This window comes from Xanthobacter oligotrophicus (genome assembly GCF_008364685.1).
Lineage (GTDB): Bacteria > Pseudomonadota > Alphaproteobacteria > Rhizobiales > Xanthobacteraceae > Xanthobacter > Xanthobacter oligotrophicus.
Genome location: NZ_VTTL01000003.1, coordinates 60,991 through 79,136 on the forward strand (window position 1 = coordinate 60,991; position 18,146 = coordinate 79,136).

At 68.2% G+C, this 18,146-nt stretch carries 15 protein-coding genes; 8 read left to right on the forward strand and 7 right to left on the reverse strand.

The annotated features are described in order from the left end of the window. The first annotated feature begins 113 nt into the window (after positions 1–113). A complete protein-coding gene (locus FZ033_RS05340; protein WP_232847339.1) occupies positions 114–1,847 on the forward strand; it encodes a sugar porter family MFS transporter in 1,734 nt (577 codons plus the stop codon). Then, a complete protein-coding gene (locus FZ033_RS05345; RefSeq protein WP_149575128.1) occupies positions 1,840–3,486 on the forward strand; it encodes a GMC oxidoreductase in 1,647 nt (548 codons plus the stop codon). Before FZ033_RS05340 ends, FZ033_RS05345 begins: the two co-directional genes overlap by 8 nt. Before the next feature lie 32 nt (positions 3,487–3,518). Here FZ033_RS05345 and FZ033_RS05350 read toward each other — a convergent pair whose 3' ends face one another. The 3 genes from FZ033_RS05350 to FZ033_RS05360 all read right to left on the reverse strand — a co-directional run bounded on the left by FZ033_RS05350 (position 3,519) and on the right by FZ033_RS05360 (position 5,375). Continuing rightward, entirely contained in the window at positions 3,519–4,346 is an 828-nt protein-coding gene (locus tag FZ033_RS05350; RefSeq protein ID WP_149575129.1) for a sulfite exporter TauE/SafE family protein, read from the reverse strand. Positions 4,347–4,400: 54 nt separating this feature from the next. Continuing rightward, positions 4,401–4,733, reverse strand: coding sequence for a hypothetical protein (locus tag FZ033_RS05355; protein WP_149575130.1), 333 nt, complete (start codon positions 4,731–4,733; stop codon positions 4,401–4,403). Positions 4,734–4,886: 153 nt separating this feature from the next. Beyond that, positions 4,887–5,375: a VOC family protein gene (locus FZ033_RS05360; RefSeq protein ID WP_149575131.1), complete on the reverse strand. Its 489-nt coding sequence runs from the start codon at positions 5,373–5,375 to the stop codon at positions 4,887–4,889. Between the two features lie 241 nt (positions 5,376–5,616). Here FZ033_RS05360 and FZ033_RS05365 point away from each other — a divergent pair, with 241 nt between their 5' ends. Together FZ033_RS05365 and FZ033_RS05370 are read left to right on the forward strand one after the other, a co-directional pair. Further along, entirely contained in the window at positions 5,617–6,741 is a 1,125-nt protein-coding gene (locus tag FZ033_RS05365) for an NAD(P)-dependent alcohol dehydrogenase (protein WP_149575132.1), read from the forward strand. A gap of 56 nt (positions 6,742–6,797) precedes the next feature. Further along, complete coding sequence (locus tag FZ033_RS05370) at positions 6,798–8,423, forward strand: bifunctional aminoglycoside phosphotransferase/ATP-binding protein (protein WP_149575133.1); 1,626 nt, start codon at positions 6,798–6,800, stop codon at positions 8,421–8,423. Here the strand turns inward: FZ033_RS05370 and FZ033_RS05375 are convergent. The 4 genes from FZ033_RS05375 to FZ033_RS05390 all read right to left on the reverse strand — a co-directional run bounded on the left by FZ033_RS05375 (position 8,377) and on the right by FZ033_RS05390 (position 11,930). Then, positions 8,377–8,769, reverse strand: coding sequence for a hypothetical protein (locus FZ033_RS05375; RefSeq protein ID WP_149575134.1), 393 nt, complete (start codon positions 8,767–8,769; stop codon positions 8,377–8,379). The genes FZ033_RS05370 and FZ033_RS05375 overlap by 47 nt on opposite strands. Before the next feature lie 98 nt (positions 8,770–8,867). Beyond that, a complete protein-coding gene (selD, locus tag FZ033_RS05380) occupies positions 8,868–9,920 on the reverse strand; it encodes a selenide, water dikinase SelD (protein WP_149575135.1) in 1,053 nt (350 codons plus the stop codon). Between the two features lie 233 nt (positions 9,921–10,153). Beyond that, a complete protein-coding gene (locus FZ033_RS05385) occupies positions 10,154–11,284 on the reverse strand; it encodes a transglutaminase-like domain-containing protein (protein WP_149575136.1) in 1,131 nt (376 codons plus the stop codon). A gap of 1 nt (position 11,285) precedes the next feature. Beyond that, complete coding sequence (locus FZ033_RS05390) at positions 11,286–11,930, reverse strand: TlpA family protein disulfide reductase (protein WP_188079319.1); 645 nt, start codon at positions 11,928–11,930, stop codon at positions 11,286–11,288. 394 nt (positions 11,931–12,324) lie between these two features. Here FZ033_RS05390 and fdnG point away from each other — a divergent pair, with 394 nt between their 5' ends. From fdnG to fdhE, 4 genes are all read left to right on the forward strand, one after another. Further along, the gene (gene fdnG, locus FZ033_RS05395) at positions 12,325–15,411 is read left to right on the forward strand and encodes a formate dehydrogenase-N subunit alpha (RefSeq protein ID WP_149575138.1); all 3,087 of its coding nucleotides are present in this window, start codon (positions 12,325–12,327) and stop codon (positions 15,409–15,411) included. An 18-nt stretch (positions 15,412–15,429) separates the two neighbouring features. After that, positions 15,430–16,401, forward strand: a complete 972-nt coding sequence (gene fdxH / locus FZ033_RS05400) for a formate dehydrogenase subunit beta (protein WP_149575139.1) — start codon at positions 15,430–15,432, stop codon at positions 16,399–16,401. Next, positions 16,398–17,117, forward strand: coding sequence for a formate dehydrogenase subunit gamma (locus tag FZ033_RS05405; RefSeq protein WP_149575140.1), 720 nt, complete (start codon positions 16,398–16,400; stop codon positions 17,115–17,117). The genes fdxH and FZ033_RS05405 overlap by 4 nt, the downstream gene beginning before the upstream one ends. Positions 17,118–17,199: 82 nt before the next feature. Beyond that, positions 17,200–18,141: a formate dehydrogenase accessory protein FdhE gene (fdhE, locus tag FZ033_RS05410; RefSeq protein ID WP_149575141.1), complete on the forward strand. Its 942-nt coding sequence runs from the start codon at positions 17,200–17,202 to the stop codon at positions 18,139–18,141. The last annotated feature ends 5 nt before the right edge of the window (positions 18,142–18,146 follow it).

Here is an 18,146-nt window from a genome sequence, read left to right on the forward strand (position 1 = left end):
CTCGGCCTGCCTCGCAGGCCGAGCGGGTGACGCGTTCTCGGTCTTGGATTTAGAGCGCGATCCGGGTCCCGCATAACAGACACCAGAAACCGCACTCCGGGAGGGGCGCCCCCATGATGTACCTCATCGCCGCCATAGCCGGCATCGCCGGAGCGCTGTTCGGCTTCGACGAAGGCGTCATCGCCGGCGCCCTCGCGCCGCTGCGCCGTGACCTCGGCATCGACCCCGTCGCCGAGGGCATGATGACGGCCGCCGTGCCGTTCGGCGCCTTCCTCGGCGCCATCGTCGCCGGCCGCCTCGCCCTGGCCTTCGGCCGGCGCCGGCTGCTGCTGGCCGCCGCCGTCCTGTTCGTGGTCGGCGCGCTCCTGAGCGCCCTCGCCTTCGGGCTGTGGACCCTCACCTTCGCCCGGCTCATCATCGGCCTCGGCGTCGGCGTCGCCGCCATGATGGCGCCGCTCTATATCTCCGAATGCGCGCCGGCGGCGCAGCGCGGCATGCTGGTCTCCATCTACCAGCTCGCCATCACCCTGGGCATCCTGGGCGCCTATGTGGTGGGCTACGCCTTCCACGAATCCTGGCGCTGGATGTTCGCGGTGGGCGCGGTGCCCGCCATCGCCCTGTTCGTGGGCATCTTCGGCCTGTCGGACACCCCGCGCTGGCTCGCCGTGCGCGGCCGCGAGGCCGAGGCCCGCGCGGCGCTGGCCCGCATGCGCGAGAAGTCGGAGAGCGATCCGGCGGTGAAGGCCGAGTTCGCCGAGATCCTCACCGGCGCGACCCAGGACGAAAACCGCAAGGCGCGCCTGTCCGACCTCCTCACCCCCCGGGTGCGGCCGGCGCTCATCGTCGCCATGGGCCTGTTCCTGCTGCAGCAGCTCTCCGGCATCAACGCGGTGATCTACTACGCCCCCACCGTGTTCGAGCTGTCCGGCTTCGGCTCCACCACCACCCAGATCCTGGCCACCGCCGGCATCGGCGTGGTCAACGTGCTCATGACCATCGTCGGCATGGCCCTCATCGACCGGCTGGGCCGGCGGCTGCTGCTGCTGATCGGCTTCGCCGGCACCGCGGTGGCGCTCGGCGTCATCGCCATCGGCGCCGCCACCGGCAGCGAGATGATGGGCAAGCTCGCCCTCGGCGGGCTGGTGCTCTACATCGCCTCCTTCGCCATCGCCATCGGCCCCCTGCCCTGGGTGATGATGTCGGAAGTGTTCCCGCTCGACGTGCGGGCGCTGGGCATGAGCATCGCCTCGCTGGTCAACTGGGGCTTCAACTTCCTGGTGGTGTTCAGCTTCCCGGTGCTGGTGGCCGAGTTCGGCCTCGCCGGCGTGTTCGGCCTCTATGCGGTCGTGTGCGTCGTCGGCCTCGCCTTCACCCAATGGCTGGTGCCCGAAACCTCCGGCGTGAGCCTGGAGGAGATCGAGCGCCACCTCGACAGCGGCCGGCCCCTGCGCGACCTCGGCCCCTGCGCGACCTCGGCCGCTTCACGCCCCGTGCCGCCTGAGGAGCGCCCAGCCATGGCCACCCCTCCCGAAGCCACAAGCCCTGCTGCGGCGCCGCTCGATTTCGCTCTGCTCGTGGCGGCGGTGCTGCCGCTCGACCACTACCACCGCGAGCTTGAGCCGCTGCTGCCCGACCTTATCCGCATCGTGGTGCTCAACGACCAGCTCAACGCCGCCTTCCGGCGCATCGCGGAGCGCGCCGGCTTCACCGAGGGCGGCGAAATCGAGCGCGCGCACCTGGGCGACGACGGGCCGGCGGTGCACACCTTCTTCGAATACGTTTATTTCGCCTCGCCGGCTTTCCTGAGCACGGTGGGCGAGTGGCCCCTGGGAGGCGTGCGTGGCTGAAGCGGCCCATTGCGATGTGATCGTCGTCGGCACCGGCGCCGGTGGCGGCATCCTCGCCTACGAACTCGCCAAGGCCGGCCTCAACGTGGTCTCCCTGGAGCAGGGCGGCCAGCTGGCGGACGACCACTTCAAGCGCGTCGACCCGCCGGGCACCGCGCTCGACTTCGGCATCCGCTCCAACACGGTGTGGCCCGCCGAGCCCCACGACAGCCTGTTCGTCCATCCCCTGTTCGAGAAGGGCGAGGACGGCTCCACCGGCTGGCCGGAGGGCGGCTTCCGCCACTACCAGATCATCCAGGTGAACGGCCTGCAGAACCTCTGGAACGGCGTGAGCGTGCGCTTCTCCGAGAAGGATTTCGCCGACTGGCCGTTTCGCTATGCCGAGCTTGCGCCCCACTATGACGCGGTGGAGCGCCGCATCGTGGTGTGCGGCACCCAGGAGAATATCCCCGAGCTGCCCGACGGCATCTATGTGACCCCCAAGCCCCTGCGGCCCGCCGACCAGATGATCGTCGATGCGGTGAACGGCCTCGATGAGCCCTATTCCCGCGCCATTCCCAACCGCAAGGCCATCGACACCCGCCCCGACAGCCCCAACGCCTGCGCCTCCACCGGCATCTGCACCTCCGGCTGCCCCACCGGCGCGGTCTACAAGTTCACCGCCCGCCTGCTGCCGGAGATCGCCAAGCTGCCGAACTACGAGTTGCGCACCGGGGCCAAGGTGGTGCGGCTTCTGCGCGAACCCGGCACGCGGCGGGTCCTGGGCGTGGAATACCGCGACATGGCCACCGGCGAATCCCGCCTGCTCACCGCCGATCGTGTGGTGCTGGCCACCGGCGCCGTGGAGAGCCCGCGCATCCTGTTCAACTCGGCCGACGATGTCGCCCCCGAGGGCATGGGCAACACCTTCGGCCAGCTCGGCCTGCGGCTGCAGGACAATCCCAAGTCTGTGCTCTCCACCTCTTTGTGGAAGCTGTGGGGCAGCGGGCGGGATTTCGACATCGGCTATGGCGACCTGCTCATCCTGCTGTCGCGCGGCACCCTGCCGGACGGGGAGGAATTCCCCTTCATCGGCCATGCCATCCACGGCGTGCCGGACGTGCCGCATTATCTCGTGGGCATGAAGCGCTTCCCGCCCTTCATGAAGGAGCGGCTCTCCCGCTTCATGTTCCACTCCTATGTGACGCTGGGCCTGTTCTGCGCCGGCGATCCCAATCCCGCCAACCGGGTGCGCCCGGCCAACAGCTACGACCGGTTCGGCGTGCGCCATGTGACCGTGGATTTCTCCTCCTCCGCCAGGGCGGACAAGATGATGGACGCCATGGAAGCCTGGGGCCGCACGGTGCTGCGCCATGCCGGGGCCACCTCCATCTATCCGTCGCGGGACAATAGCGGCACCGGCATCCACTATGCCGGCACCACAGCCATCTCGTCGGACCCGGCCAAGGGCGTGGTGGACGCGGACCTGAAGTGCCACGACCTCGACAATGTCTATGTCTGCGACGGCGGCGTGGTGCCGGTGCTGCCCGACAAGCATCTCACGCTCACCATCATGGCCATGGCCCACCGCCTCGCCGGCCATCTGGTGGAAAAGGCCCGCTCCGGCGCGGCCGCTGCCGCCCAGCCGGCCCACGCCTGAAGTCCAAGACCCCGCCTGAAGCCCGCGCGGCTTCAGGCGGGCACGGCTTCCTCATGCCGCCAGATCTTGTAGGCCGACACCAGCAGGATGGCGGCGAGGAGCGGCAGTAGCACGCCGTCCGGCACCAGGCCCAGCAGCTGGCCGCCGATGAGGGTCCCGACCACGGACCCCACGGACATGACGAGGACGAAGCGCCGGTTGCGGCCCAGCACGGCGAAGCTGCGATCCTGGCTGTAGCGGGCAAATCCCGCGAGCATGGTGGGCAGGCTGATGGCGAGCGACAGGCTGCCGGCCAGCTTGATGTCGAGCCCGAATAGAACCACCAGCGTGGGAATGAGCAGTTCCCCGCCCGCCACCCCCAGCAGCGACGCGAAGATGCCAATGGCGAAGCCGCTGCCGGCCCCCGCCACCATCTGCGCCCAGCCGTGAAGCAGCGGCTCCTGCGCGGCGGCGTCGTGCCACAGCGCCAGCACTCCGGCGATGGCGACGAGCAGCACCGCGATCACCCGGTGCAGCGTCCCTGATTTCAGGCGGGTCGCCCAGCCGGCCCCGATCCACGCACCGGCAAGGCTTCCGGCCAGCAGGTCGAGGATGATCGGCCACTGCGCCGCCACCTCCGCCAACGGCACCGTTCGGGCGCGGAACGGGAGGGCGGTGGCCACCACCACCAGGCTCACGGCCTTGTTGAGGATCACCGCCTCCAGCCCCGAGAAGCCGAACGCGCCCATGAGCAGCGGCAGGCGGAACTCCGCGCCGCCGAGCCCGATCAGCCCGCCCAGCGTGCCGATGAGCGCGCCGCCGCCGAACACGCGCGGCACCGTGCGGCGGGCATCGCCCTCCGGCAGGTCGTCTGTGGACATGGCGTGCTCCGGATCGCCGGCGTCGAAGGGGGGCGTCGTCAAGGGATGGCGGCTTCAGCGGCCGCCGCCGGGCGCGGGCACGGCGGCGCCCATGATCGCGCCGATCAGCGCATTGATGCGGCCGAACGCCATGCGCGCCACCTCATTGGCTCGCACCATGGCATCGACGGAACCGTCCTGGTCCTGGTTGGTATGGGCGGCAAGGGCAGCCACCAGCTCGCTCTGGCCGATAGCAAGATTGCGCAGGGCCAGCAGCAGATTGTCGAGATCGCCCTTGGTCAGGGTGAGCTGAAGCGGCGTGTCGTCGGCAAAGGCCTGCCAGCGCTCCATAGCGGCGGGCGGAATCTGCGGCGCGTCGTTCTCGCCATCCGAATTGTCCTGAACCATGAAATCCTCGCTTGAAAAATGACGACGCAGCCGCGCCCTGAAAAGAAAAGACCGGCCCTTCCGGGCCGGCCTCAATCTACACCCGAACGCCCGGGCGCACACCGCGCCTGCGTCTTCGCCGCGCGAGCCGGGATCCTTTCCGGTGGGGGCGCGCTATCCCGCCGCCGCCTGCTCCAGCGCGGCGACATCCAGCTTCACCATCTGGAACAGGGCCTCCATCACCCGCCGCGCCTTCGCCGGGTCGGGATCGGACAGAAGCTGCGGGAGAACACGCGGCACGATCTGCCAGGCGACGCCCCAGCGGTCGCGTAGCCAGCCGCACTGCTCCTCCCGTCCCTCGGCGGTGAAGGCCGCCCACAGGCGATCCACCTCCGCCTGGTCCTCGCAATCCACCTGGAAGGAGATAGCGTGGGTGTATTCCATCTTCTGCCCGCCATTGAGCGCAAGGAAGCGCTGGCCCGCGAGCGTGAACACCACCATCAGCACCGAGCCCTCCGGCCCGGACGGCCCCTCCATGGCGTTGCGGTGCACGCTGGCGATGGCGCTATCCGGAAACAGGGAGACATAGAAGCGGGCGGCATCCTCCGCATCGCCGTCGAACCACAGGCAGGGCGATATCTTCGGTGTGGAAATGGCGGCCATGGCTGCATCCTCGCGGTGTCGTGCCTGAAAGACGTGCGGCGCCCCGCCGGGCCGACAGCCCGCCGGCATTTTTCCCGCCCTCCCGGTGGACGCGCCGCGAAAGCGCCGGACAAGGCGCGGAGACTGCCGCCCGGCGGTTGACCCGCATCAATGCCGCGCCGGCCCCCTCGTCATAACCAGTTACCGCGGCACCGAAGCGTCCCCACGTTTCCCCACCGGGGACGGATCAGGAAGGAACGCCATGACCGACACCATCGAACGCCCCGGCTTCGTCGAGCGCAACCGCCCCGGCAGGGCGAAGATGAAGGCGGCCATCTTCGTGGAGAAGAACCGCATCGTCCTCGACGAGAAGCCGATCCCGGACGTGGGTCCGCTCGATGCCCTCATCCGCATCACCACCACCACGATCTGCGGCACGGATGTCCATATCCTGAAGGGTGAATATCCGGTCGAGAAGGGCCTCACCATCGGCCACGAGCCGGTGGGCATCATCGAGAAGCTGGGCTCGGCGGTGGAAGGCTTCGCCGAGGGCCAGCGTGTGATCGCCGGCGCCATCACCCCGTCCGGCTATTCCAATGCGTGCCTCTGCGGCTGCGCCTCGCAGGACGGCCCGCGCATGAAGCACGGCTTCAAGCCCATGGGCGGCTGGCGCTTCGGCAACACCATCGACGGCGCCCAGGCCGAATACCTCGTGGTGCCCGACGCCATGACCAACCTCGCCCCGGTGCCGGAAGCGCTCGGCGACGAGCAGGTGCTCATGTGCCCGGACATCATGTCCACCGGCTTTGCCGGCGCCGAGAGCGGCAAGGTGCGGATCGGCGACACCGTCGCCGTGTTCGCGCAGGGGCCCATCGGCCTGTGCGCCACGGCGGGTGCCCGGCTGATGGGCGCCACCCGCATCATCGCCGTGGACCGGGTGGGCGAGCGCCTCAACGTCGCCCGCGCCATGGGGGCGGACGAGGTGGTGGACTTCTCCAAGGTGGATCCGGTGGAGGAGATCCTGCGTCTCACCGACGGGCGCGGTGTGGACGTGGCCATCGAGGCCCTCGGCCGGCAGGAGACCTTCGAGGCCGCCCTGCGCGTGCTGCGGCCCGGCGGCACCCTCTCTTCGCTGGGGGTGTATTCCACCGACATCAAGATCCCGCTGGATGCCTTCGCGGCGGGCTTGGGCGACAATCGCATCGTCACCTCCCTGTGCCCCGGCGGCAAGGAGCGCATGCGCCGCCTGATGGACGTGGTGGCCTCGGGCCGGGTGGATGCCCGCGCCCTCGTCACCCACCGCTTCAAGCTGGACGACATCGAAAAGGCCTATGACCTGTTCTCGCACCAGCGCGACGGCGTTCTCAAGGTGGCCATCACGCCTTAAGCTCAAGCTGCCCCGGCGCCGCGCCGGGGCAGCTTCCTCCCATGACGGATCGATCCATGACGGCGCCGACGGACACGCCCGCACCGCCCGCCGCGCCCGACCATGTGGTGGGCGACCAGAGCGCCGTCTTCGCCCTTCTGGAAGATCCCGCCACCCATGGCATCACTGACAAGGTGGTGCGCATCGATACCCACGGCGCGGCGGTCTTCCTTGCCGGGCCGTTCGCCTACAAGGTGAAGCGGGCGGTCTTCTTCCCCTTCATGGATTTTTCCACGCCTCAGAAGCGCCACGCCGCCTGCGAGGCGGAAGTGGCGATCAGCGGCGCGGGGGCGCCGGGGCTTTATCTCGGCGTGGTGCCCATCGTGCGCACGCCGAATGGCCTCGCGCTGGGGGGCGCGGGGGAGACGGTGGAGCATGCGGTGAAGATGCACCGCTTCGACACCGATCTCACCCTCGACAAGGTGGCGGAGCGGGGCGAACTTTCGCCCGACCTCGCAAAGGCGCTGGCGGCGGCCGTGGCCACGGCCCATGCCGCCGCGCCGGTGCGACGCGGGTTCGACACCGCCTCCCGGCTCGCCGCCTACCTCGCCGACAACACGAGGGAATTTTCCGCCCGGCCGGAACTGTTCCCACCGCAGGAGGTCGCCCGGCTGGCGCGGCTGGCGGAAGACGCCCTGGCAGGCATCACGCCGCTTTTGAAAACCCGCAGCGCAGCCGGCTTCGTGCGCCGCTGCCACGGCGACATGCACCTGCGCAACATCGTGCTGCTGGACGGCAAGCCGGTACTGTTCGATGCCATCGAGTTCAACGACGACATCGCCACCTGCGACGTGCTCTACGACCTCGCCTTCCTGCTCATGGACCTGTGGCAGAGGCGGCTTCCCGCGCAAGCCAATGCCATCCTCAACCGCTATCTGTGGGCGAGCGCGGATGACGAGATCGACGGCCTTGCGGCGTTGCCCCTATTCCTCAGCCTGCGGTCCGCGATCCGCGCCAAGGTGGAGGCGGCGGGGCTGGCGCATCTGGCGGGGGCGCAGCGGGTGGAGGGCGAGCGGCGGGTGACCCACGCTTTCCAACAGGCGTTGGACATCCTCGGCACGGATCGACCCAAACCGGTGCAGTTCGGCCAAGTGACGATGGAGATGGCCAAACCCGCCCCGCCGATCTTGTGGGCGGTGGGCGGCCTCTCCGGCAGCGGCAAGAGCACATGGGCGGCCAGGATGGCGCCGGCGCTCGGCCGCGCCCCCGGCGCCGTGATCCTGCGCAGCGACATCGAGCGCAAGCGCCTCGCCGGCGTGGCGGAGACGCAGAAGCTGTCGCCGCAGGCTTATACCCCGGAGGCGACGCAGTTGGTCTACGCCCGCCTGCGGACGCTCGCGGCCCAGGTACTGACCACCGGCCACAGCGTGATCGTGGATGCCGTCCACGCCCGGTCGGACGAGCGCGAGGCCATCGCCAAGGTGGCGCGGGCGGCCGGCGCAGACTTTCACGGCTGGTGGCTGGAGGCGCCGAAAAGCGAGCTGATCCGGCGCGTGGAAGCGCGCACCGGCGATGCCTCCGATGCCGACGCCGCAGTGGTGCGCCGGCAGCTGTCTTATGATCTGGGCGATATCAGCTGGACCCGCGCGCGAGCCTTCAGCACGGCGCCTTTGGCGGCTCAGCCTTCGGATCCACACCCGTGACTACTTCCGGCTGGCGGTCGGGTGAGGCCGGCGTGGAAGCCTGCGGCGTGGTGCCGATATAGGACCCGCCCGACCAGCCGGTGGAGCCTGCCCCGCCCGGCTCGGTGCCGGAACCGGCGCCCTGCGATGGCGGGGTCTCGGCCACATGGGCCGGCTGTTCGCAAACGCCCTTCGCGGGCGCTGCGGTCGCCTCCGCCGCCGCGGGGGATGGCACCGCCGAGGCCATAACGAACATCACCGCCCCGACGATGCCGGTGGCGAAGATCCGCGCGCTGGTGACGGTGCCCTTGGGAATGATCAGGGGAGAGGCGCGCCGGAGCGCCGTCGGAAGTGCGTTCGAGGCCATGGCCGTTCTCCTTTCATCCAAGAGAACGTCCCGAAAAACCGCGTGGTTCCCGTCTCGTCAGAGCAAACGCGGCGGCGGCGAAGCCCCGGTCGGCGGCCTCAGCCCTCCACCACCACCCGCCCCGGCCCCGCTTCCACCGTGCCAATGCGGGCCGCCGCCGCATAGCCGGCGGCGTGGATGGCGGCGAGCAGCCGGTCCGCCGCCTCGGGGGCGCAGGCCACCAGCAGGCCGCCGGAGGTCTGGGGATCAGTGAGCAGGTGGCGCTGCCAGTCGGGGGTGCCCTCGGGCAGGTCCACCTCGTGGCCGTAGCTGGCCCAGTTACGATGGGATGCGCCGGTGACGAAGCCCTGCTGCACCAGATGCTCCGCCTCCGACAGCCATGGCAGCGCCGCCCGCGACAGCCGCAGCGTGGCGCCCGAGCCGCGCGCCATTTCAAGCCCGTGGCCGAGAATGCCGAAGCCGGTCACGTCGGTGATGGCGTGCACCGCCTCGTCCTTCGCCAGCTCGGTTCCGATGCGGTTGAGCCTGGTGACCGAGGCCAGCATCTCGTCATAGGCGGCCTGGCCCAGCGCCTCCTTCTTGAAGGCGGCGGAATAGACCCCCACCCCAAGCGCCTTGGTGAGGATCAGCGCATCCCCCGGCCGGGCGGTGGAATTGCGGCGGATGCGTCCGCGCGGCGCCGAGCCGATCACGGCAAGGCCATAGACCGGCTCGGGGCAATCGATGGAATGCCCGCCCGCCACCGGAATGCCCGCCTGCGCGCAGATGGCCGCGCCGCCGGCGAGGATGGCGCGCACGGTCGCGGTGTCGATCTTGCCCAGCGGCATGCCGAGGATGGCGAGCGCCATCAATGGGGTTCCGCCCATGGCATAGATGTCGGAGATGGCGTTGGTGGCGGCGATGCGGCCGAAATGGTCGGGATCGTCCACCATGGGCATGAAGAAGTCCGTGGTGGCGATGATGGCGGTCTCGCCGTCGAGGTCCCACACCGCCGCGTCGTCACCGGTTTCGGTGCCCACCAGCAGGCGCTCGAACGGCCCGCCCTGCGCCTGTCCGGCGAGCAGGTCCTGCAGCACCGAAGGGGCAAGCTTGCAGCCGCAGCCCCCGCCATGGGCGAGGCTGGTGAGGCGGACGGACGGCACGTCGAGCATGGCGAGATTTCCATTTCCGGGCACGCCATCCGCCTCATCCCCGGCGGAACGGCGCGCCCTCATTCCATTGAATGGCCGGTCCGCTCAGGCTGAACACCTGACCGGACCTTGCCCTGAACCCGCCGGCGGGTACCCCCGTCGCTTCCGCCACGCCCCCGGGGGGCCGTTGCGACTCGAAAGTCGCTCAGGCCCGGCATGGCGACGGGGGCGTTCGCCCCGACCGGCGAGGCTGGTCACACCGCGATTTCGGAGGCGCGGATGACGTACTTGAAATTGTCCGGGTCGAGGCAGTCGAGCAGCCCCGCCGCGTTCGCGGCCTGCGGATACATGAGGAAGCCGAGGCGCGGGCCGGCAAAGCCCGGCAGCGCCACGTCATGGGCGGTGTTGAAGGCAAACCAGTTGCCCTCCCAGGCGCCGAACAGGGCCTTGCGGGCCGCCACCACCTTGGGATCGTCGAGGGCAAGCTTGCCCGGGGGCTCCTCCAGCACCACCTTGCGCACGTCGGCCGGGTCCATGGGCACCCAGCCGAAATCGGAGAGGAACACCTCGGCGCGGCAATGCTGGGCCTTGGTGACGATCTCGGAATTGGCGCCGAGGCTCTTGTAGCCGAAGCGCGAGGGCACCACCCGCAGGCCGTAGACGTCGCGGGCCGGAATATCCTGCGCCCGCACCAGGCCCACGAACAGGGCGTTGAGATCGGCGCACTTGCCACCCAGATCGCCGCTCTTGAGCAGGGCCGCGATATCGCCAATGCCGCAGCCGCGCGTCGCCGGATTACGATAGGTGTTCTCGACGATCCACTCGAAGATGGCGCGCACCTTCTCCAGCTCGCCGCTCTTGCCGGCGACGATCTTGTCGGACGTCGCCTTCACGATGCCGTCGGTGGGGATGAGATCGGTGGCCGCCGTATTGCGCGTGCGGTCGGCGGCGGCGAGCGGGGCCGGCTTGCCGGGCTTCGTCAGGTCCACCGCCCAGTCGCGGCTGGTGGCGCGGCTGGTCAGCTCCACCCGCGGCGCCTTCTCGCCGTCGGCGAAGACGAGATGCAGCATGTCCGCCCCCGAATGGGGATCGCGCACCAGTTGGGCGGAACGGGCATTGGTGGTCCAGCTGTTCTCGCCGGGCTTGAACCAGTCCGGATTGGAGAAGGAGGCCACCGGCAGCCACGCCTGCACCTGCCCCTCCGGCTTCTGGCCCTCCGGCTTCAGGACCTCCACCGTGGTGACGATCTGGTAGCTGCGCCATTGGCCAACCGCAGGGGCGAAGGTCTGCGGGGCGGCGGCCTGCAGGGCGAACGCCGCGCGGGGCAGGACCGCAGCGGCGGTGGCAAGGGCGCCGGCCTTCAGCAGGTCTCGTCTCGTGGTCATGTCAGGGCTCCTCCTGGCTTTCCGTGTTGCTTGCTTTGTTACTTGCCGTATGGGTGGATCGGCCCTGCGGCCGGCCACCAGACCCGTTCACTGCGGCGATGGCCTGATCTGTTTCGGGGCTGTCCCAGGCCACCTCCCCCTCCGCCGCCAGCGCGATGCGGTCTTCGGCGATGACAAAGCTGGCGGGCAGCAGGCTGACGCCGAAGGCGCGCGCCGCCGCGCGGTCGAGATCCATCAGCACCGGCCCCGGCGCGCTCTGGTCGGCGAAGAAGCGGCGCACCCGTGCCGGCACCTCGGCCACATCCACGAGCACCACGCTCACCTGCGGCGCGCGGGCAGCGAACCGCGCCAGCGCCGGCAGCTCGGTGCGGCACGGCGCGCACCAGGTGGCGAAGAAGTGGACCACGGTAACGCCGTGGGCCTCGGCCAGATCGAACGCCGGACCGTCGAGGGCCTCCAGTCGCAGCGCGGGGGCGAGGGGCTGGCCGGCCACGGGACGAAGGGGCTGCGGCGCCTGCTGCGGAACCGTCGCGGATTCGTCCGGAGAGGCCCCGGCCGGCAGGGCGGCGAACGGGCTGGCAAGGACGACAGCGGCGAGAAGCGCCTGGCAGAGCGCCCGCGCTCCCCCAAGCACACAGCCGGCCACGCCCTGATCTTTCGAAGGGAAAGATGAAACACGCTGTGAGCCCCGACCCGCGGGAGCGAACATGATTTTCACCCGCGCAATCTGGATCACGGGGCACGGGGGGTCAACGCTCAAGTCCGTGAAGCCCAACCAGCCCTTCGTCGCATCCCGGCCCTTGCAACTGAAATTTCAAAACCGCACGGCGTTTCTATTCAAAACTTGCGCCTCTATTGCATCGCAACATAAGGGCGAGCGGAAATTCTCGTGGAGACACGCGAAGTTGTCCCTGCGTTAATTGACATAGTTCCAGTTCCAAAATAGCGTCCCAAGGCGTGAAATACGGTATCGGGCGGCCTCCGGGAGCTGCCCTCAACGGTCCCCGGTGCGGGGCGCAGAAGGTCGGAGGTTTCCTTCGATGAACATGGAGCTTTCGCGCCGCCAGTTCCTGAAAACGGCGGGCGCGGGCGTGGCGGGGACAACCCTTGGGGCGATGGGCTTCGGCGCCATCGAGGAGGCCTATGCCTCCACCATCAAGCCGTTCCGCCTCGTCAACACCACGGAAGTGCGCAACACCTGCACCTATTGCTCGGTGGCGTGCGGCATCCTGATCTTCTCCAAGGGTAACCTCGCCAAGGGCGAGAAGGCCGACATCACCCACATCGAGGGTGACAGCGACCATCCCACCAATCGCGGCACGCTCTGCCCCAAGGGCGCGGCCCTGCTCGACATCGTCAAGTCGCAGTCGCGCCTGCAATATCCCATGATCCGGCGCGCGGGCTCCGACAAATTCGAGCGCATCACCTGGGACGCGGCGCTCGACAAGATCGCGCGCGCGTTCAAGGACGACCGCGACGCCAACTTCATCCCCAAGAACAAGGACGGCGTGACCGTGAACCGGTGGACCACCACCGGCTTCCTCGCCGCCTCGGCAACCACCAACGAAACCGCCTGGTGCACGTACAAAGCCGTACGTTCGCTGGGCATGCTGGTGTTCGACAACCAGGCGCGGGTTTGACACGGCCCCACGGTGTCCAGTTTGGGCCCAACTTTTGGCCGTGGCGCGATGACCAATTCGTGGACCGACATCCGGAACACGGACCTCGTCGTCATCATGGGCGGCAATGCCGCTGAAGCGCACCCGTGTGGATTCAAATGGGTTACGGAGGCGAAAGCCAGCCGTGGCGCCAAGCTTGTCGTCGTGGACCCGCGCTTCACGCGCTCGGCCGCGGTGGCGGACTATTACGCGCCGATCCGGCAAGGCACCGACATCGCCTTCCTCAACGGAGTCATCAACTACTGTATCGCCAACGACAAGGTGCAGTGGGACTATGTAAAAGCGTTCACCAACGCCAGCTACATCGTCAAGGACGGCTTCGCCTACCAGGACGGTCTCTTCACCGGCTACGATGAGGAAAAACGCGACTACAACCGCTCCACCTGGGACTACGACATCGGTCCCGACGGCTATGCGGTGGTGGACGACAGTCTCCAGCATCCGCGCTGTGTGTGGAACCTGCTGAAGCAGCACGTCGCGCAGTACACGCCCGAACTGGTCGCGCGCATCACCGGCACGCCCAAGGACAAGTTCCTGAAAGTGGCGTCCATGATCGCGGAGTGCTCGTCCAAGACCAGGACGATGACCTCCATGTACGCGCTCGGCTGGACCCAGCATTCCAAGGGATCGCAGAACATCCGCACCATGGCGATGCTGCAGCTGATCCTCGGGAATATCGGCGTGCGCGGCGGCGGCATGAATGCGTTGCGCGGGCATTCCAATATCCAGGGGCTGACCGATGTCGGGCTCATGTCCAACATGATCCCAGGCTATCTCACCCTGCCCACGGAGAAGGAACCCGACTTCAACGCCTACATGTCCACCCGCGGCTTCAAGCCGCTGCGTCCCAACCAGATGAGCTACTGGCAGAACTACAAGAAGTTCTTCGTCAGCTTCCAGAAGTCCATGTGGGGCGACGCCGCCACCGCGGAAAACAACTGGGCGTTCGACTACCTGCCCAAGCTCGACGTGCCGGCCTACGACATCCTGCGCGCCTTCGAGCTGATGAAGCAGGGCAAGATCAACAACTATGTCTGCCAGGGCTTCAACCCCATGCAGGCCTTCCCCAACCGGGGCAAGCTCTCCGAGGCGCTCGCCAAACTCAAGCTGCTGGTGGTCATGGACCCGCTCCAGACCGAGACCGCCCGCTTCTGGGAGAACCACGGCGTCTACAATCCGGCGGACACGGCCAAGATCCAGACCGAAGTGATCCAGCTGCCCACCACATGCTTTGCGGAGGACGAGGGGTCGCTGGTCAATTCCGGGCGGTGGATCCAGTGGCACTGGCCGGCTGGCTCGCCTCCGGGCGAGGCGCGGAGCGATGCCGCCATCATGGCCGGCATCCACCTGCGGATGAAGGAGCTGTATCGCAAGGAGGGCGGCGCCTTCCCCGATCCCATCCTCAACCTGACGTGGACCTACAAGGACCCGCACGAGCCCACGGCCGTCGAGCTCACCAAGGAGCTGAACGGCTCGGTGCTGACCGACGTGCTGGACCCCAACGATCCCACCAAGAAGGTGCTGGAGGCCGGCAAGCAGGTGGCGAGCTTTGGCGTCCTGCGCGACGACGGCTCCACGGCGGCGGCCTGCTGGATCTATTCCGGCAGCTACACCGAGGCCGGCAACATGATGGCCCGCCGGGACAATTCCGATCCCGACGACACCGGCGCCTACCTGAAATGGTCGTTCGCCTGGCCGGCGAACCGGCGCATCCTCTACAATCGCGCCTCCTGCGACATCGACGGCAAGCCGTGGGACCCCACGCGCAAGCTGATCGAGTGGGACGGGTCGAAATGGACGGGCTACGACGTGCCCGACATCGCCGTGACCGCCAAGCCGCAGGATGTGGGACCCTTCATCATGAACCCGGAAGGCGTCTCGCGCCTGTTCGCCCGGGGCATGATGCGGGAAGGCCCGTTCCCGGTGCACTACGAGCCGTTCGAGAGCCCGGTCGCCAACCTCGTCGCCCCGAAGATCCGGGGCAATCCGGTGGCGCGCGTGTTCAAGGACGACTTCGCCCAGTTCGCCGACACGGCGTCCAAGGAGTTCCCCTACGCGGCGACCTCCTATCGCCTGACCGAGCATTTCCACTACTGGACCAAGAACAACCACGTGAACTCGGTGCTCCAGCCCGAATTCTTCGTGGAGATTTCCGAGGAGCTGGCAAAGGAGAAGAATATCGCCAATGCCGGCTGGGTCCGGGTGTGGTCGAAGCGCGGCTCCGTCTTCGCCAAGGCCTATGTCACCAAGCGCATCCGTCCGCTGATGGTGGACGGCAAGCCGGTGCACATCGTGGGCATTCCCATCCACTGGGGCTTCGTGGGCGCGGCGAAGAAGGGCTTCCCGGCCAACGTGCTTACCCCGTTCGTGGGTGACGCGAACATCGAGACGCCCGAGTTCAAGGCATTCCTCGTCAACATCGAGCCCTCCACCGGGCCGGTGGCGTAAGGAGAAGGAGAACCAGCCATGTTTCCTCCGATCCCCAACCCTCCGGTCACCCCCACCCCGGCGAAGTTCGGCGACACCGACCTCATCCGGCGCTCGGCCTCTAACCTGCGCGTGCCGGTGGAGTTCAAGGAGCCGGTGGCCAAGCTCATCGACGTGTCAAAGTGCATCGGCTGCAAAGCCTGCCAGGCGGCCTGCCTTGAATGGAACCAGCTCCACGAGGAGATCGGCACCTTCAACGGCAGCTACACCAACCCGCCGGACCTGACCGAGAACTCGTTCACGCTCATGCGCTTCACCGAGTGGGTGAACCCCGAGACCGACAATCTCGAATGGCTCATCCGCAAGGACGGCTGCATGCATTGCGCCGATCCGGGCTGCCTGAAGGCCTGCCCGGCGCCCGGCGCCATCGTGCAATATTCCAACGGCATCGTGGACTTCGACCACGACCGGTGCATCGGCTGCGGCTATTGCGTGAAGGGCTGCCCCTTCAACATTCCCCGCATCTCCAAGGCCGACAACAAGGCCTACAAATGCACCTTGTGCTCCGACCGCGTGGCCGTGGGCCAGGGCCCCGCATGCCAGAAGGCGTGCCCCACCCAGGCCATCGTGTTCGGTACCAAGACCCAGATGAAGGAGTGGGCCGAGGGGCGCATCAAGGATCTGAAGTCCCGCGGCTACAAGAATGCGGGCCTCTATGATCCGCCCGGCGTCGGCGGCACCCATGTGATGTACGTGCTGCAGCACGCCGACCAGCCCTCCCTCTATGCCGGCCTGCCGGATAATCCGCGCATCAGCCGCATCGTCGAGGCCTGGAAGGGCGTCACCAAATATGTGGGCCTGGGGGTGATGGGCTTTGCCGCCGTCGCCGGCGCCCTGCACTATCTGGTGGCGGGCGCCAACAAGGTGACGGCGGAAGACGAGGCCAACGCCGAGAAGCTCACGCAAGGCAAGCTTCCCAGCGGCGAACCCGTCCATGGAGGCCAGTCATGAGCGAGCCTTATGACGTTGAATCTGGCGACGCGGTCCATCCCGGCCACCCGGTGCAGGTGGACCGCTACACGGTGGGCGCCCGCATCAACCACTGGATCACGGCCATCAGCCTGATCCTGCTGGCGCTGTCGGGCCTCGCCCTGTTTCACCCCAGCCTGTTCTTCCTCACCGGCCTGTTCGGTGGGGGGCAGATGACGCGCACCCTCCACCCCTGGATCGGGGTGGTGCTGTTCTTCTCCTTCTTCGGCCTGTTCTTCCGCTTCTGGAAGGCCAATCTGTGGAAGAGCGAGGACGGCACCTGGATGCGACGCATCCGCGATGTCATCGCCGGCCACGAGGAGAAGCTGCCGGAACTGGGCAAGTACAATGCCGGCCAGAAGATGGTATTCTGGGGCATGTCGTTGCTGATCGTGGTGCTGATCGCCTCGGGCGTCGTGATCTGGAACGCCTATTTCTCCACCTTCACCAGCATCCCGCAGCAGCGGGTCGCCCTCTTGGTGCATTCGGTGGCGGCGGTGGCGATCATCTGCGTCTGGATCGTCCACGTCTATGCCGCCATCTGGGTGAAGGGCACCATCAGCGCCATGACGCGCGGACAGGTCACCGGCGGCTGGGCGTGGCGGCACCACCGCAAATGGCTGCGCGAGCTGGTCTCCCGCAAGCCGTCGCGGCCCACCTCCCAGCCCACCGGCACGCGGGGGACTCCCGCGGAATGAGGGCAGGCGTATAATGCATGCCCGGCTGCGGCCTCGCGCGGCCGGGCTTTTGCACGTGACCCGTGAGGTTCGTGAGGTTTAAATGGCGCGTTCGTCAGGTCCGTTCTCGAGCCCTCCCGGCTCTGTCTTTCCCGACCCTTCGGTGCTGGAAGGGGTCACTGCGCCGGCCTTCGCCCACCTGCCGGACCCGGCCACTCTGTTCGCGCGCCGCGCCGAGCGCTTCGCCCGCCTGGCCCAGGGCCATCCGCTCGGCCCCTACCTGTCGTTCCTGGCCCACATCGCCCGCGCCCAGCACGTGGCGGCGGAACGTGCCCCCGCGCCCGAGCCGCCCGATGCGGAGGCAGTGGAGCGCGCCCGCGCCCACGAGATGCCGCCGCTCGACCGCAGCCACTTCACCGCGGACGCGGCCTTCGAATCCATTTTCGACCGGCTGTTGTCCCAGGCCCGCGCCATCGAGAAGCCGGAGCCGGCCGAGGCCGCGCTCGCCCGCATGCTGGCCGCATCCGATGCGGAACGCGGCGAGATGATCCGCAACGTGCTGGCCGATTCCATTCCGGTGGAGGCGCTGGCCGAGCATCTTTATGTGGCGTCGGCGCTCCAGGTGCATTTCGCCCGCCTCGCCTCGGTGCTCGATGCCTCGCGCCTCGTGCCGGTGGGCGACGGGGTCTGCCCGGCCTGCGGCGGGCCGCCGGTGGCGAGCGTGGTGGTGGATTGGCCTGCGGCCGCCGGCGCGCGCTATTGCGCCTGCGCCCTGTGCGGCACGTGGTGGAACTTCGTGCGGGTGCGCTGCACCGCCTGCGGCTCCACCGGCGGCATCGCCTATCAGGAGGTGGAAGGCGCAAACGGCGCCATCAAGGCTGAGACCTGCGACACCTGCCATTCCTACGCCAAGGTCCTCTATCTCGCGAAGGACCCGGATCTCGATCCGGTGGCCGACGACGTGGCCAGCCTCGGCCTCGACCTCAAGCAGAAGGAGGGGCCCTACCGGCGCGCCGCCTTCAATCCCTTCCTGCTGGGCTATTGAGGGGG